The sequence below is a fragment of the Arthrobacter silviterrae genome, from assembly GCF_011045165.1.
Lineage (GTDB): Bacteria > Actinomycetota > Actinomycetes > Actinomycetales > Micrococcaceae > Specibacter > Specibacter silviterrae.
The window spans coordinates 37,419-53,321 of record NZ_JAAKZI010000005.1; the positions used below are offsets into that span (position 1 = coordinate 37,419).

Consider the following 15,903-nt stretch of genomic DNA (forward strand, 5'->3'; position numbering starts at 1 on the left):
AAACACGTTCCTTTCGGGATTGCACGTGAGGGGCGGCGGCCAGGGCCGGGCCGCCGGTGAAACCGGCGCGCCTTCTCAACCTTAGCGATTGTCAGCGGTCCGCCGAAACCGCCAGCAACAGCTCGGGCGCACGGCGGTCATAAAGGCGGGCGCCAATGCGGAGGCCGGCTGCCAGGAACACGGCGCCGAGGACTGCTCCGGTGGCCAGCGAGATCCACCCCAGTGCCGGCCGGTTGCCGGCCAGGGCAATGGTGGTCAGCACCAGCTCCGGCACCACCAGCACGCCCACGCCGGCAAATCCGGAAAACTGGACCACCATGGCGGAAAAGTTGTTGCCCGGCTTCGACTTGAGGGGGCTGTCGCCGGGCAGCGGGGCATTCATCGTGAAGCGGGCTGAAAAGACACTCGCCAGCCCCAGCCCGCTTCCGACGGCGCCGATAGTCAGTCCCAGCGTGGCCGGAAGCAGCGCCCACGAACCGGAAATCACCGCCCCTGCCAGCGCATAGAGGATGCCCAGCGCCAGTGCCAAGATGCCCGCTGCGGCCGCACGGCCGGCCCGGTCCGCCGCCCCCGGGACACCGGCACCCAGATGCAGTGCGAAGGCTGTGTTGTCATAGGAGATGTCGGAGGAGATGCTCCACACCACCAGAAACGCCGCCAGCGCCCCGCCAAGCCCCAGGACGACGCCGGTGGACCCACCGCCGGCTGCCTGTGAGCTGGCAAAAACAAACACCAGCGGCAGCAGCGGTGCGATGATGAGGCCCGCGCTGTAGCGCGGGTCCCGGAACCAGTACGTCAGGCTGCGGGCGGCGACGGCTCCGGCCGGGCTGGCAGCGAACAAGCGGAAGAATCCCAAGTTGCCGGCACTGCGGCGTAGGTTTCCTGCATGGGGCGGGGTGACCAGCGCCTTGGCCAGGCAGGCCTTCCAGATCCAGGTCAGGACAGCCAGGGCCGCCAGTGCAATGGCGAGCTTTCCGCCCGCCGCGGCCCACTGGCCTGCTGCCACAGCTGCGGGTACGGCCCAGACCGCGCCGAGCGGCGTCCAGGAAAGGGTGTTGGCCAAATCCGGCAGGTAGTCCCGGACCCCCTGGACACCCGCCGTAAGGCTGGTGGTGATCGGTCCGAGGAGGACCAGCGGGACCAGCAGCACCACGCCGCTCAAGTCCTTGAACTTGCGGGAGGAGGCCAGGCTGGCGCTGGCCGCCGTAATGGCCCGGGAGGCCACCACGCACGTCAGGGCCGCCACGGCGCCACAGAACAGTGCCACTGCCGCGGCACCCGGGTGCTGCCACCACGCTGCTGCGGTTCCCATTGAGGCCAGGAGTGTGATGGCTCCGGGGATGCCAATGAAGCCGGACAGCGCCAGGCCGGCAAGGAGCTGGCGCATGGGGATGGAATAGGTACTGAACCGGGCAGGGTCCAGTGTCATGTCCAGCCCGGAGGCCACCACGGGAATGATGAGCCAGCCCAGGAACAGCGCTGACCCCGCGAGCACAAGGACCGTGCCCACGACTTCCGGGCCCTGCGTGCCCAGCACCGCCAGGCCCACCAGCGCGGTGCCCAGGATGCCCAGCCCGTAAAGGGCACCAATGGCCAGGCCCACCAGTTGCATGGTGCTGCGCCGCAGCGAATTGCGCAGCAGCGCTATTTTTAGCCTTAGGAGGTGCGCAACCATTGCAGCCCCGCCGTCTGGTTCCGACCGCCGACGAGTTCCACGAACCTGTCCTCCAGGCTCAGGTCCCCGCGCACCTGGTCCACCGTGCCTGCTGCCAGGACGGTGCCGGCGGCGATGACTGCCACGTGGTCGCACATGCGCTGCACCAGGTCCATGACGTGGCTGGAGACGATGACGGTTCCGCCGGAGGCCACGTAGTCGTGCAGAATGTCGCGGATGTTGGCCGCGGAGACGGGGTCCACGGATTCGAAGGGCTCATCGAGCACCAGGAGCCGGGGTGCATGTATCAGGGCAGCCGCCAAGGCGATCTTCTTGGTCATGCCTGCGGAATAGTCCACCACCAGGGTCCCGGCATCCTTGGCCAGGTCCAGCGCCGCCAATAGGTCATGGACGCGATGGGCCACTGTGTCCCTGTCCATGCCACGCAGCAGGCCCGCATAGGTCACCAGCTGTTCGCCGGAAAGCCTGTCAAAGAGGCGCACGCCGTCAGGCAGCAGCCCCATGAGCCGCTTGGCTTCGAGTTGGTGGGCCCAAACGTCGACGCCGTGCACCCACACCTGTCCGGCGTCCGGGCGCAACAATCCCGTGGCCATGGAGAGGGATGTGGTCTTGCCTGCGCCGTTGGGGCCGACCAGCCCGTAAAAGGAGCCGGCAGGCACATCCAAGTTGATCCCGTTCACCGCAGCCTTGGAGCCAAACGCCTTTGCCAGACCGCGGATGGCCAGGGCGGCCGGCTGTTGCGGGGCAGCCGGCACGGTGGTGGCGTGTGCCGAAAAGTCAGTCATGACGCCACACTAACAAGCGGCCCACAGCATATTCACCATCCGAAAGGATGACTTGGGGCGGGCGGCCCGGGCAGGACGGGTGCCCGTTTCGCCGCCTAGAACAACGCGCGCGCCAACGCCTGGCGGGAGGCGCTCACGCGGGGGTCCGCAACGCCGACCACCTCGTAAAGCTCCAGCAGCCGCACGCGCGCCGTTTCGCGTTCGGGGCCAAAGTGCAGGGAAATGAAGGAGACAATGCGGGCAAAGGCATCTTCAACGTGCCCGCCCGTCACGTCCAGGTCCGCCACGGCAAGCTGCGCCTCGACGTCGTCGGCATCGCCCGCGGCCCGCGCCCTCAGCACCTCGGCGGCAGCCACGTCAATGTCTGCCGCGCGGCGCATGAGGTGCACCTGTGCCAGCCCAACCTTGGCGTCGGCGTCGTTCGGTTTCTCCGCCAGGGCCTTCTCGTAGGCTGCCTGCGCAGCCGCCAAGTCCCCCGATTCGATGGCGTCATGGGCCGCCTGGTGCAGCGGCGGAAGGGGCGGCTCCTCCGCGGCCTGTGCATCCGGTGCGCCGCCGAGATTGCCGGTGACGCCGTTGCTGGCCGCCACCTTGAGCAGTTCATCCAGGAACGACTTGATCTGGTCCTCCGGCATGTCCCCCTCAAACAAGGGGACGGGCTGGCCCTTGATGAGGGCCACCGTGGTGGGCACCGCCGTCACTCCAAACGCCTGGGCAATGCCGGGGCTGGTGTCCGTGTCGACCCGTCCCAGGGCAAGGCTGCCGCCAAAGTCATTCATGAGCTTTTCCAGCACGCCTGCCAGCATGGCTGACTGATTGGAGCGCGCCGATCCCAGCAGGACCACCACGGGCACAGTCTGGGACAACCCCACGAATTCCTGGAAGCTTTGTTCGTTGACGTCCACCGCGTAGGGCGATCCCGGGCCGGGCGCAGGTGCCGTGGCCCGGTTTTTCAGGGCGGAAAGGTCGACGGCGCCGCGCAGGTTGATCCCCGGCAGGGGGTTGGCGGGCGTGGAACTGGGGTTGCTCATTGATTCACTCCAACTTGTGCTGTGCCCGCGGCGCGTTGCCTCGCGCCGCGGACGAAAATTGCCGCCGATAAGGCCCGGCGCTACTTGATCTTGGCGCTGACCAGGAAGTTGTTGGCCGAGAAGATGTCAATCTGGGTGCCTGCCCCGGCCGGCGGGATGTACATGACCACGGGCTCGGCGTAGCTGACCACAAAGCCCTTCTTGGACTCGCTGCCCCCAGCCAATGCTATGACGGATTTGTCGGTGAGGTTGTTCGTGGCGTCGGACTTGGTGGTGTAGTCAATTCCGAACGTTGAGGACACCACCACCATGGCGCCGCCGTCGGCCGTTCGGAAGGCGATGGTCGCCTTGGGATCGGGCGTGTGGGTGAATACCACGGTGGAATCCTTGGCGTCGGCCAGGGCCTTCTTTTGGTAGGAGTCCACGGACGAGATGTACACGCTGTCCTTGAAGGACGCCTTCCATTTGCTGTCCGTCTTGGTGAGCCGGTCCGTCAGGGCGGCAATGGCGTCCTTGGGGCTCATTAGCAGGCCTGCGGCATCGGCAGCGGGAACCGGGGCGGCGCCTTCCTTGTCCACCTCGGGGAACGTCTGCCCTGGCAGGAGGGGTGTTGCCTGGACCAGCTTGTACTGCTCCCGGGCGCTGGCCTGCACCAGGGTCAACAGCTGCGGCAGCTTGTTGGTGTCGCCCTGGGTGACGAGCATGGCCGAACGGGGCCACGAATCCGCAGTCGAGACCACCTTGGCAAGGAGCTTGGTGGAACTGACGGCGTCAAGGGCTGCCTGGCTGGACACCTTCGAGCGGATCTTGTAGTTGGCCTCGCGGACCTGCAGCGCGGTGCCGGCAACCCTGGAGACCAGCTCCTTGGCGTTCTTGGCGCTGTCCCCGGAGGACACCACTGTGGCAAGATCGGCGGCGATCCGCTGCACCTGGCTGTCCAGGAGCACGGGAAGGCCCGGGGTCGCGGCAGGGCTGGTTGTCGGAGATCCCGACGCCGTGGGGCTGGTGGAGGCTGTCGCCGCGCCGGTGGGTGCGGGGGTGGTCTGGTCCGCTGCCACGGCGGGGCCGATGCTGCCGGCCACCAGGACTGCGGCCAAGGCGGCACCCCACCGGGCCTTGGCGGAACGAAGGGCGGTGAACCCCCTCTTGCCGCCGGACTTGCCGCCATTATCGCCCTTTGCGCCGCCGCCGGACTTGCCGCCGTCAGCCGCGCTGCCAGACTTGCCGCCATCAGCCGCGCCGCCGGGCTTGCCGCCGTCAGCCGCGCCGCCAGGCTTGCCGCCAGGCTTGCCCGTACCGTCGCCAAAATTGTCGTCGTTCCCGTCGCGACCCTTGCCGGCCTCCTTGCCGGCCTTTTTGCCAGCCTCCTTGCCGGTGGCCTCGCCGGTCGCATCGCTGGTCGAGCTGTCGGTAGCATCGGCGGCCGAAGCGCCGGTCGAATCGCCGTCGGCATCCTTCGCGGCAAGGGGTTCAAATACTGTCTTCGGCAGCGCCACTGTGGCGTCGGGGACGGCGGGTCCTTCCCCCGGGGCTGCAGCCCCGTCGTCAGAGGTACCGCCGGCACCTTCCACCGGACGCGGGTTGGCGCGGTTGATCTCAGCGATCGTCTTCGCCGCGGCCCCAGCCGCAGCCGCAGCCTTGGCCGCCTGCTGCCGGGCAGCCACAAGCTTCTCCACCTCGACGGCGCCCGTCGCCGAGTCAGTCGGCGCACGGCCGGCTGCCCGCCGTCCGGGCACGGCCGCAACGGCGGCGCTGCGCGGCTTTCGGGGAGACATCCAAAAGAGCAGCGCGGCCAGGGCCAGCATGATCGAGCCAAGGATCATCAGCGGGACGGCCCAGGGAGTGCTGGTGTCATTGGCGGTGGTCATGGTGATGTTGGTGGGCGCCGGTGCGGTCCCGTCGGAGGAGACCAGCAGCGCCCAGGTGCCATGGCCCGGCGCCTGCCAGGTGTAGGACAGCTCGCCGCTGGCCTTGTCCTCGCTGACCCACATGTCGGAGCCTGCGGGGTTGGGAACCTTTTGCGCGCCCTGCTTGCTTTCCGTGGTCAGTGCGGAAAAATCGCCGTTGACGCCGGTGACGTTGGTGTAGGCGGCATCGCCCACCCAGCCCATGACGTCGCGCTGCTGCCCCACGGCCACCTGGATGGGGCCGGTGGACTTGATGGTCAGCGTGAACTGGCCGCCCTTGGCTGCGAGCACATCCGGCCCGATAACGGTCAGCGGAGCGGGCGCCACAGTCCCTTCCACGCCGGCCGTGACGGTGGCTGGCGGGAGCCATACGGTGCGCTGGCCAATCCCCAATCCGAGGACGACCAGGCCCAAAATGGCCAGGACAAGTGCAATCTTTGAACGCAAGTACATACCTAACATCGGCGGAAAACTACTTTGATCGTTTGTTCAAGGGTAACCGAACCGTTATCTAAGAGGGGCTTCCGCGAGGCCAATCTCACTCTCAGCGATATGGCCGGCCACCCCTGGAACCGGGCCGCGCGCCCCATCTTTCTGCGGCAAATGGGCTGCCGCCGCGGCCCGCGCTGATAATGTCAAGTCACCAGTTACCGGTGGGGCCACGCCCCGCTCCCGCCCCCGGACACAAAGGCAGCCCTCCGTGAGCCCCTCCCCAACACCAGACGCCACCGATCCCGCAGCAGCGGGGAATAACGACGCCGGACCCTCGGCCCAGGTGCCCCGGCCCGACGCAACTGGCGGGGAACCCGTGGCGGCTGCCGCGGGCAGCGACAAGGCCGGCAAGGCACACGGTGCCGGCGCCCCAGGCGAAGCGGCCGCCGCACACCAGGCTGCGGGGGGCGTCCGCTCATGGGTGGTCAGGAAATTCACCCAGCCGCTCCCAGGCGCCCAGCCGCGCGTCCGCTTTGACCTGCCTTCCGAATCGGAGCCGCCGGCGCTTGGGGAAGCCGGCGCCCAGGAAGCGGCTGTGGGGGCGGCAAGCGCGGCAGGCATGTTCCGGCACCCCATTTACTTCGGCTTCATGGGCACCGTGGGCGTGGGCATTGCCTTGTTCCTCAACTACATCATGGCCAACACCTCCCAGCTCCTGCTGTGGATTGTCACTGCCATGTTCATTGCCCTGGGCCTTGACCCGGTGGTGCGCTGGCTGGAAAATCGCCGGGTGCCGCGGCCGCTGGGCATAGTGCTGGTGCTGGCGGCGCTGCTGGGCCTGGTGGCAATATTCTTCGCCACCCTCATTCCCACCATCGTGGAGCAGACCACTCAATTGGTGAACAAGGCCCCGGGGTGGATCACCGACTTCCTGAACTCGGATCTGTTCCGCACACTTGACGTCCAGTACCACGTCATCGACACCATCAACCAGCAGGTTGCCAAGTTCTTCCAGAACGCGCAGGCCGTGGGCGGAATCTTTGGCGGCGTGGTGGGCGTCGGCACCTCCATCGCCAACGGCCTGTTCGGCACCCTGATTGTGCTAGTCCTCAGCCTGTACTTCCTGGCGTCGCTGCCCTCCATGAAGAAGTGGGGCTACCGCCTGGCACCGCGCTCCAGGCGGGCCCGCGTGGAGGAACTGAGTGAGGAGATCACCCGGGGCGTGGGCAACTACGTGATCGGGCAGGTCTGCGTGGCAGTGCTCAACGCCACCTTCGCCTTCATTGTCATGAGCATCCTGCACGTCCCGTTCAGCGTCCTGCTGGCGTTTGTGGTGGCCCTGCTGGCGTTCATCCCGCTGGTGGGGGGCATGCTTGCCGCCGTGGTGGTCATTGCGGTCAGCCTGACGGGCGGCTGGCAGATGGCCCTCATTTACGCCATCTGCTACTTCGCCTACCTGCAGTTTGAGGCGTATTTCATCTCCCCGCGGATCATGGAAAAGGCCGTGGCCGTGCCGGGGGCCGTGGCCGTCATCTCCGTCATCGCCGGCGGCAGCCTCCTGGGCGTGTTGGGGGCCCTCATTGCCATTCCGACGGCGGCCGCCGTCATGCTGCTGGTCAAGGAAGTGTTCATCCTGCGCCAGGACAAGCACTGACACGTCCTGCGGGTGTCAGGCCGGGGGCGCCGCCACGGGGCCATTCCATTCCGTGGGCAGCTCCACCGGGCGCCCCAGCACAGTGGACGCAATCTCATTGAGGGCCCGTGCGGCATACTTCTCCCCCACCCACAAGTGCCGGGCGCCCTCCACGGGCACCAGGCGTGCCTGGGGAACCGCCATGAAGCGCTCGCGTGCCGCGTCCGGTCGCAGGTAGTCGTCCAGCTCCGGCACCAGCACGGCCAGCGGCTTCCCGGCAGCGGCCCACAAGGCGAGGTCCGCGTCGCCTGCGCGGTGCAGCGGCGGCGAAAGCAGCACGGCACCTTCCACCTGGCGGCCCACCGGGTCAAGTGCACCGTATTTCAGGGCCAGCTCCGTGCCAAAGGACCAGCCCACCAGCCATCGGTTCGGCAGCCCGCGGTCCACCGCAAACTGCACGGCGGCGGCCACATCGGCCCGCTCGCCCACGCCATCGCTGAAGGCGCCGTCACTCGTCCCCCGGGGGGAGGACGTGCCGCGTGTGTTGAAGCGCAGCACGGCAATCCCGGCGAGCGCAGGCAGCCGGTAGGAAGCCTTCTTGAACACATGGGAGTCCATGAATCCGCCGTGGGTGGGCAGGGGGTGCAGGGTGATCAGCGTCCCGCGGATGTCGCCGTCGGCCGGCAGTGCCAGCTCGCCGAGCAGGGTGAGGCCGTCCGCCGTCGTAAACTCAATGTTTTCCCTCACGGCCGGGAGAATGGTGGCCGCGCGGACGGGCACGGGGGCACCGGGGTCGGCAAAATCTAGCAGGGCTGGGTCAAAAACCATGGTGTCCAGCCTATCTGTACCAGTAGCTGCGCCCGCGCCAGCAGTTGTTGTGCCAGTGCCGGCGGTCCCGCAGCCCTGCCTCGGCACCGAACATATCGTCCTCCCGCCAGACCACCAGGTGGGGCGTGCCGGGCTGGACCGGGCGGTGGCAGCCCGGGCAGGTGTACACCTTTTGGGCGTTGCGGGCGGTAATGGTGCGCACGGCCCATTCCCCGTCCGGAGCCGATTCGCGCTGCGGAATGCCCAGGCGGGCGCGGTCAAGGTCCAGGTCTTCTTCGCCTGCTGCCCCGGGCCCGCCGGCCGCCTTCCCACCCGTCCTTCCGCCGTTGGCTGGCGTTCGGCGGCGGGGATGGTTTGAACGGGGCATGCAACCATTGTGCCGCAGGTGCCGGGCCCGGGGCCAAATCGGGGCGGACCGCCGCACCGGCTATTGTGGAAGGCGTGCGTTTAGTCATTGCCAAGTGCTCCGTCGACTATGTCGGCCGCCTCAAAGCCCATCTTCCCCTGGCCGTCCGGCTCCTGTTGGTCAAGGCCGACGGTTCCGTGCTGGTCCATTCCGACGGCGGCTCCTACAAGCCGCTGAACTGGATGAGCCCCCCGGCCACCCTGCGTACCGTGGCCGCCTCCGACAGCGAGCTGGAAGAAGGCGTGCTGGAACAGTGGGTGGTCCAGTCCACCAAGCAGGATGACAAGCTCATCATCAACATCTATGAGCACATCCATGAGTCCACGCATGATCTGGGCACGGACCCTGGGCTTATCAAGGATGGAGTGGAAGCGGACCTGCAGCGCCTGCTGGCAGCCCAAATCGAACTGCTGGGCACCGGCTATACGCTGATCCGGCGCGAGTACTTCACGGCCATTGGCCCTGTGGACATCCTGGCCCGCGATGCCAAGGGCGCCACCGTGGCCATTGAGCTCAAGCGCCGCGGGGACATCGACGGGGTCGAGCAGCTGACGCGCTACCTGGAACTCCTCAACCGCGACCCCCTGCTCGCTCCCGTGCGGGGCGTCTTCGCCGCCCAGCAGATCAAGCCCCAGGCGAGGGTGCTTGCCGAGGACCGGGGGATTGAATGCAGGACCCTCGACTATGACGCAATGCGCGGAGTCGATGACAGCGCCTCGCGACTCTTCTAGGCCGCTGCCGCGCCGTCCTCGCTAGACTAAAGGGCATGACTTCCCCCCACGACGCGGCCGCTCCGGCTCCCGCCAAGAAACTCATCCACGGATCCATCGCGACGGACCGCGGCATCGTCCAGGACGGGCTGTTGGCCGTCTCCGGGGACAGAATTGTGTATGCCGGACGCGCCGACCACTTTGACGAACCGGGGTTCGAGGACGTTGACGCCGCCAACGTGATTTCCCTGCCTGCGGGCCACCATGTTCTCCCCGGGCTGGTGGATGTCCACAACCACGGCGGCAACGGCGGGGACTTCCCCAGTGGCGACGAATCCTCCGCCCGCAAGGCCATTGACTTCCTGCACCGTGCCGGCACCACCACCCTGCTGGCCAGCATGGTGACGGCGTCCCCGGAGGACCTGTTGGCCGGGATCGGCGTCCACGCCAAACTAACCGGCGAGGGACTGCTGGCCGGCATCCACCTGGAGGGGCCGTTCCTTTCCCATGCCCGCTGCGGGGCCCAAAACCCGGCCTTCCTGCTTGACCCCGACGTGGAACTCGCGGCTCGGCTGATCGAGGCGGGGCAGGGACACATCGCCACCATGACATATGCCCCGGAACTGCCGGGCGCCGACGAACTGGTGGATCTTCTCACCTCTCACGGCATCACCCCTTCCGTGGGCCACACCGCGTGCGACACCCGCACGGCCTGGGACTCCCTGGAACAGGCCCGAGAGGGCCTGGACTCCACCGGCTTCGACGGTACCTCGGGCCGCCCCACCGTCACCCACCTGTTCAACGGCATGCCGCCGCTGCACCACCGCTCCCCCGGCCCCGTCGCGGCCTGCCTCCGGGCTGCGGCGGCCGGGCATGCCGCCGTCGAACTCGTCGCGGACAACACCCACCTGGACCCGGAGACCGTCAAAATGGTGTTTTCGCTGGTGGGTGCCGGCAACATCCTGCTGGTCACCGATTCCATGGCCGCGGCGGGACTGGCCGACGGCCAGTACATGCTGGGGCCATCCCCCGTAACCGTCACGAAGGGCGTGGCCACGCTGGACGCCACGGGCTCCATTGCCGGAGGCACCGCCACCTTGCTGGACGTGGTGCGCCGCACCGTGCAGGCCGGGGTGAAGCTGCACGACGCCGTCCTGTCGGCCAGTGCCGTTCCAGCCGCAGTGCTGGGGCTCACGGACGAGGTGGGTGCCCTGCGCCGCGGGCTGCGGGCCGACGCCCTGGTGGTGGACTCCGAATTGGGCCTCAAGCGCGTGCTCCGGGCCGGCACCTGGCTCAACTAGCAGGCAGCTGTGCCCATAATTATTGCGAAACGGCCGGTGCCTCGTTGACCTCCTTTGTGATGCATGCCATGCTGAGTGCTGTTCTTGCAAAGCAGCACGTTGATTGAGGAGAAACAATGGCACAGGGAACCGTCAAGTGGTTCAATGCTGAAAAGGGCTTCGGCTTCATCACCCCGGACAATGCCGACGGTGATGTGTTCGTCCACTACTCGGAAATCCAGGGCAACGGTTTCAAGTCCCTCGACGAAAACGCCCGGGTGGAATTTGAAATTGGCGAAGGAACCAAGGGCCCCCAGGCCACTGGCGTGACCACGCTCTAGATTCCCCTCTTCCGGCACAAAGAAGACCCCCGGCAGCGATGCCGGGGGTCTTCTTTGTGCCTTTGTCTTGGCGCCACTGCCCGGGAGGTGCCCTAGGCCTTTCGCAGCAGTCTGGCCAGCTGCCTGACGGAGACGTTGGGCATGTAGGCCTCCCCCACCGCACGGCCAATGGACGGCAGGGAAAGCGGGTCCTGGTACACCATGTAAAGGGTCCGGTGCCTGGGCTGGAAGCGCTTCTTGAAGTTCGCCAGCGACGCAAAGCCGTATACGGGTTCCAGGGTGCGGCCGACGAGGGCCAGGATGCGCGCCATCGAGGTGCCCTCCAGTGCGGCCAGGGGGTGCTGCGCAACAGCCGATGGGGAATGCCGCGAATCGGAGGGACCGGCAGGACCCGATTCCCCGCCCCGCGCCACCTGTTCCGAAACTTCGGCGTGTTCCGGTGCGGGTTCGGTGGACAGCGGCGTGCCCGACAGGGAAATGGTGGGCACCTGGCCCTTGAAGTGCAGCACGGCCTGGGCAATCAGGAATTCCATGACGCCGTTGAACGCATTAGTGTTGCGCCGCATGAAGTCCAGGGTCCACCCCTTCTCCACACCGCCTTCGTAAACCGGCAGCCAGCTGGTGATCCCGTGGATGCGGCCATCGCCGTCCACCGCCAGGCAGAGCTGGACGGCGTCGTCCTTGAGTTCCTCGACGCCACCGAGTGTGAAGCCCATTTCGGGCAGCGGCTTTTCCGAGACCCATTCCTCGGAAATTTCATGGATCTGGGTCCGCTGGCCGGTGGTCAGGGCCGAGTACCGGCTCCAGAGGGTGGTGATGCCCAGCTTGGCGGCCTTGTTCAGTGCAGTGCGGACGTTTTGCCACTCTTTGCCCTTGAATTCCATGCTGTCAACGTCCAGCAACGTTTCCGAGGCAACCTGTGCCCGCCTGAAGCCGCGCGCCTGAAGCACGTCCCACTGGCCGTCCGTGACGGAGTAAAAGCAGGGCACCAACGACTGCGCCGCACAGTAGTCCAGGAACTCCACGGCGGCGGAGTCAAACTCGCCGGGGTCCCCGAACGGCCCGCCCACCGTGACAGCCACACCGGCATGGGCCTGGTACGCGATGGCCGCCGTGCCCCGGGCGTTGAACCAGTAGTTGTTGCCGCGCCACTGCGACATCCAGGACAGCGAGTCCCCGCCGCGGCGCACCAGCTCCGCGGCCGCAGCCCTGTCCGCCGAGACGGCGCCGCGGGCCCGGCGGCTCAGGAACAGGCCAAACACACTGAGCACGCTCACCAGCCAAAACACGGCGCCGCCCATGCTGAACAGCAACGTTGAAAACAGGCCATGGGGGTACACGGAAGCACCATAGCCAAAGGGGAAAGGATACGGCAGCAGGATGCGAGGCAGCCCGGCCAGAAGCCCTACGAAGCCATACGGGCCGGATGCGTTGCCCTCCACGAACCACACGGCGGCGTACAGCACCACGAAGCCGCCAAGCAGCAGCGGCATCACCACAAATGTCCGTCGGCGCAGGACCGGGCTGGGGTCGATGTGGAAGTGACGCCGGAAAATGAGCAGCAGCGCCGCGATCAGGAAGGGCACCAGCACCACGGGCAGCACTTCCCACAGAGTGGAGGAGATGCTCAGCACCCGGCGCCCGCGAAGCAGCGGCATGCCGAAGCCGGCAAAGAGCTGGAGGTAGATGGCGCTCATGACGCCAATGACCAGGTGCAGGTAGACGGCCACCCACAGCGCCATCCGGTTTCCGCGGCGCAGGCCTTCCGCACACGCCAGCAGCAACAGCATGGGCACCAGCGCCAGGAGGTGCCCTCCGGGTCCGAGGATCCCGGCACTGTGCATGATGTCGCTGCAGGCCTTGATGGCACTGCTACAGCTGCCTTCAAGCTGCAGGGCCGACGGCACCGGGTTGACGATGATGTTCTGCAGCTTGGACAGCGGCCCCACAGGGACGTGTGCCAGGGCGGAAAAAAGCGGGCCCAGGGCGAAGACCGCCACCACGATGGCAAGGTTGGTGCGGACCTCTCGGCTGGTGGAGCGTGCCACCGGCATCGGGTGCCTTGCCGGAAGCACGGCCATGCCAATCACCAGGCCCACCAGGGCGCCCAGCAGCATGAACAGGTTCTGGGCGTGGCCCACATAGAGGAGCAGCATGAGCGCGGCCCCAAGGGTCAGCGCCCTGACCCGCCGCCGCCACAGCAGGCTGATCATCCGGCTGGCTGCCATCAGGGCGCCCACGCTGGCGGCGTAGGGTCCCAGGAGGGTCGCCGGGCGCATGTCGGCGAGCCATTCAAGGTCGAGCGCCGCACCCACCTCCACCACCAGGGTAAAGAGCACGACGGCGGCCAGTTGGGTTGCCCAGAAGATGACTACGGTACGCCAGGTCCCCAGTGTGATTTCGGCCAGGCCCAGCACGCCGACCAGTATGACGGCGGACAACAGCAGTGCAACGGGGTGCACGGCAAGGAAGGCCGTGGTGGCGACGGTCCACCAGTCCCCGTGCCACACGTCACCGGCCTGGTAGCCGGTCCAGGCAATTTCCGCTGCCATTTGGTGGCGCCACACGGTCTCCGACGCCACAAGGACCACAATTGAACCTGCAAGCATTGCCAGCGCGAAGGGGGTGCGCCGGACCCAGCCCGCCAACGCTGCGATCACTGCAGGCCCAACTGGGTGCCCAGATAGGACAATGCGGAAGGCATGGCCTCGGTGACCATGATCCAGGAGTGCCCGCCGGGGAAGGTGGTGCGTTCCAGCTTCATCCCCGCCCTGGCACCCGCCCTTTCCAGCGCGACGGCGTAATTGGTGTAGCGGGCGTCCTGGGCACCGGTGGCCAGCCAGCCGTGGATTTCGGGGTAGCTGCGCTCGGACAACAAGGTCATGGGCACCACCGCGTTGAATGCTGCCGTGTTGCCGTGGAAGGCCCGCTCAACGGTGACAGCCCTGTTCGCTGTCAGGGCAGGTTCCAACTCGGATGAGATGGCGGCGAAGGTGGGGTAAACGAAGGGGTGGCGCGTCACCATCTGCATGGCACAGGTGCCGCCATAGGAAAAGCCTGCAATGGCCCAATGCTTGTGGTTGGTGTCAACGTTCAGCGTGGACGTGATCCAATTGGGCACGTCCACCGACATGTAGGTGTCCACCTTGCCGAGCGCCGAATTCATGCACATCGTGTTGGCTTCCTGCGCCCCGTTGGGATCGGGTATGACCACCACGGGCGCCAACCCCTTGTGGGCGCGGGCGAAGCTGTCGAGCGCCTGGCCCAGATGGCCGGCCTGCAGCCAGTCCCCCGGCGATCCCGGCTGTCCGGTCACCAGCACGACGACGGGGAGAACGGGCGGGTTCTTCGTAAAGTAGGCCGGGGGGAGGTAGACGATCCCGTTGCGCGCGTGAAAACCGGACACCTTGCCGGGAATGGCCACAGAACGAAACTGGCCAGCGGTCACCATGGCCTTGGGCGGGATCCATGACTCCGCGGCTGGTTCCGTGCGATAGCGGACTATGTCCTTCTTTTGCAGGAAGTGCGGAATGCCCGTGGCCAACGCAGGCGAACCATGAACCAGGCTTCCAACGGTTGGAAACTCGCCAAAGTACGCATTGATCTCGACCGCGCTGGCAAACACGATCGCCAGCGTCGCCGCAACGGCGACCAGGCGGCGTGGCGTGGAGGCCGTGGACCCACGGGGTGCGCCGCCGTCGTGCTGGCCAAGGCGCGCTCCACCATTCCCCCGAATCAGCCTTTGCAACCCGAGAAGCGCCGTGGCAAGCCCAAGCACCAGGCCCCACAACGCGAAGCCCACACAGATGATGACAGTGGCCGGCAGGTCCTCAGGCCACCAGTACCAGGCATAAATGACCGCCCAGCCCAGGGCCGTGGCTGCAGCCGCGCTCAACACGCCAGTGATGGCGCAGAACAGCCACCAGCGCCGCGAGCGGCGGATCAGCAGGAACGCGAGGGCAAGTACACCCAGACCCAAGGCAACTGCGGGAATAACGCCGGTCGCCAGGCTCTGTGCGTAAATCCACTTCAACACGTCATCACTTGCCCTTATCAACAAATCCCGCGGTTTTCGACGGGCAACAACGCAATTTTATCCATGGCCGCTGAGAGGAAACTGAAAGAATGTTATGTGCAGGCCGTTAGCGCCACGTCCCAATCCCCACCACGGGTCCGGCTTCCAGCCAGGAGGAAAGCCCCGCATAGGCGCCAAACTTCATGGCGAGCAGCACCTGCTCGCCATGGTATTCCAAGGTCACAATCACCACATCGGGCGGCACCCTGGTTACTTCCGCCTCGGTGGGTTGGCGGCGTCCCACCAGGACAATGGAGCTGCGCGTCATCCGAAGGTGCGGGAGGGGGCTTAACGAAAGAAGCCGGAACCATTCAAGCTCCGACTCCTGATAACGGCAAACCCCCATCTGCCAGCGGTGTGATGCCGAGCAAATGGAGGCGTCCACCGTGCCCAGGGCACGCCGCAGTTGAAAGCGGCGCACCCCGAGCAGGCACAGTGCAATGACGACCAGCAGGAATAAGGCTGCCAGGACGATGAACGGGATGCCGGGTTCGTTCATCAATTGCTAGCTAGCGGGTCCCTGCGTTTGACGCTGCGCCGTCTTGCAACTGCGCATTGTCGGCAACGATGACCACCCGGTCCTTGTCAACCGAGAAGAAGCCGCCGTCCACGGTGACTGCCATGCGGCTGCCGTTGACGGGCTCAATGGCCAGTTCGCCCTCGGCCAGGATCGCCAACAGGGGCGAGTGTCCCGGGAGGATGCCGATCTCGCCGTCGGAGGTGCGCGCCTTGACCATCTTCGCCGCACCGGCCCACACGTGGTGGTCCGCCGCTACGATTTCAACTTCCAGTTCCGCCAT

At 66.6% G+C, this 15,903-nt stretch carries 14 protein-coding genes; 4 read left to right on the top strand and 10 right to left on the bottom strand.

Annotated elements, in window-relative coordinates:
- Positions 1-91: 91 nt before the first annotated feature.
- The 4 genes from G6N77_RS04495 to G6N77_RS04510 all read right to left on the bottom strand — a co-directional run bounded on the left by G6N77_RS04495 (position 92) and on the right by G6N77_RS04510 (position 5,845).
- On the bottom strand, positions 92-1,675 hold the full coding sequence (locus G6N77_RS04495) for a transporter (RefSeq protein WP_165180828.1): 1,584 nt from the start codon (positions 1,673-1,675) through the stop codon (positions 92-94).
- On the bottom strand, positions 1,657-2,460 hold the full coding sequence (locus tag G6N77_RS04500; RefSeq protein WP_165180829.1) for an ABC transporter ATP-binding protein: 804 nt from the start codon (positions 2,458-2,460) through the stop codon (positions 1,657-1,659). The genes G6N77_RS04495 and G6N77_RS04500 overlap by 19 nt, the downstream gene beginning before the upstream one ends.
- A gap of 95 nt (positions 2,461-2,555) precedes the next feature.
- A complete protein-coding gene (locus G6N77_RS04505; protein ID WP_165180830.1) occupies positions 2,556-3,491 on the bottom strand; it encodes a tetratricopeptide repeat protein in 936 nt (311 codons plus the stop codon).
- Positions 3,492-3,571: 80 nt separating this feature from the next.
- Entirely contained in the window at positions 3,572-5,845 is a 2,274-nt protein-coding gene (locus G6N77_RS04510) for a hypothetical protein (protein WP_165180831.1), read from the bottom strand.
- 253 nt (positions 5,846-6,098) lie between these two features.
- Here G6N77_RS04510 and G6N77_RS04515 point away from each other — a divergent pair, with 253 nt between their 5' ends.
- A complete protein-coding gene (locus G6N77_RS04515; protein WP_370875205.1) occupies positions 6,099-7,484 on the top strand; it encodes an AI-2E family transporter in 1,386 nt (461 codons plus the stop codon).
- Between the two features lie 15 nt (positions 7,485-7,499).
- Here the strand turns inward: G6N77_RS04515 and G6N77_RS04520 are convergent, their stop codons facing one another.
- Positions 7,500-8,291, bottom strand: coding sequence for an alpha/beta hydrolase (locus tag G6N77_RS04520; protein WP_165180832.1), 792 nt, complete (start codon positions 8,289-8,291; stop codon positions 7,500-7,502).
- Positions 8,292-8,301: 10 nt separating this feature from the next.
- On the bottom strand, positions 8,302-8,658 hold the full coding sequence (locus G6N77_RS04525) for an ATP/GTP-binding protein (RefSeq protein ID WP_165180833.1): 357 nt from the start codon (positions 8,656-8,658) through the stop codon (positions 8,302-8,304).
- Between the two features lie 74 nt (positions 8,659-8,732).
- On the opposite strand from G6N77_RS04525, the gene nucS reads away from it, so the two are divergent.
- The 3 genes from nucS to G6N77_RS04540 all read left to right on the top strand — a co-directional run bounded on the left by nucS (position 8,733) and on the right by G6N77_RS04540 (position 11,028).
- Positions 8,733-9,428, top strand: a complete 696-nt coding sequence (gene nucS, locus G6N77_RS04530) for an endonuclease NucS (RefSeq protein WP_165180834.1) — start codon at positions 8,733-8,735, stop codon at positions 9,426-9,428.
- Between the two features lie 35 nt (positions 9,429-9,463).
- The gene (locus G6N77_RS04535) at positions 9,464-10,708 is read left to right on the top strand and encodes an N-acetylglucosamine-6-phosphate deacetylase (RefSeq protein ID WP_165180835.1); all 1,245 of its coding nucleotides are present in this window, start codon (positions 9,464-9,466) and stop codon (positions 10,706-10,708) included.
- A 116-nt stretch (positions 10,709-10,824) separates the two neighbouring features.
- Positions 10,825-11,028, top strand: coding sequence for a cold-shock protein (locus G6N77_RS04540; protein WP_165180836.1), 204 nt, complete (start codon positions 10,825-10,827; stop codon positions 11,026-11,028).
- Between the two features lie 92 nt (positions 11,029-11,120).
- Here the strand turns inward: G6N77_RS04540 and G6N77_RS20280 are convergent, their stop codons facing one another.
- The 4 genes from G6N77_RS20280 to G6N77_RS04560 form a co-directional block, all read right to left on the bottom strand.
- Positions 11,121-13,688, bottom strand: a complete 2,568-nt coding sequence (locus tag G6N77_RS20280) for a DUF2156 domain-containing protein (protein WP_165180837.1) — start codon at positions 13,686-13,688, stop codon at positions 11,121-11,123.
- Complete coding sequence (locus G6N77_RS04550; protein WP_165180838.1) at positions 13,685-15,064, bottom strand: alpha/beta hydrolase; 1,380 nt, start codon at positions 15,062-15,064, stop codon at positions 13,685-13,687. The genes G6N77_RS20280 and G6N77_RS04550 overlap by 4 nt, the downstream gene beginning before the upstream one ends.
- Before the next feature lie 106 nt (positions 15,065-15,170).
- A complete protein-coding gene (locus G6N77_RS04555) occupies positions 15,171-15,602 on the bottom strand; it encodes a DUF2550 domain-containing protein (protein WP_165180839.1) in 432 nt (143 codons plus the stop codon).
- 10 nt (positions 15,603-15,612) lie between these two features.
- Positions 15,613-15,903 (bottom strand): F0F1 ATP synthase subunit epsilon, encoded by a 291-nt coding sequence (locus G6N77_RS04560; protein ID WP_165180840.1) that lies wholly within the window; start codon positions 15,901-15,903, stop codon positions 15,613-15,615.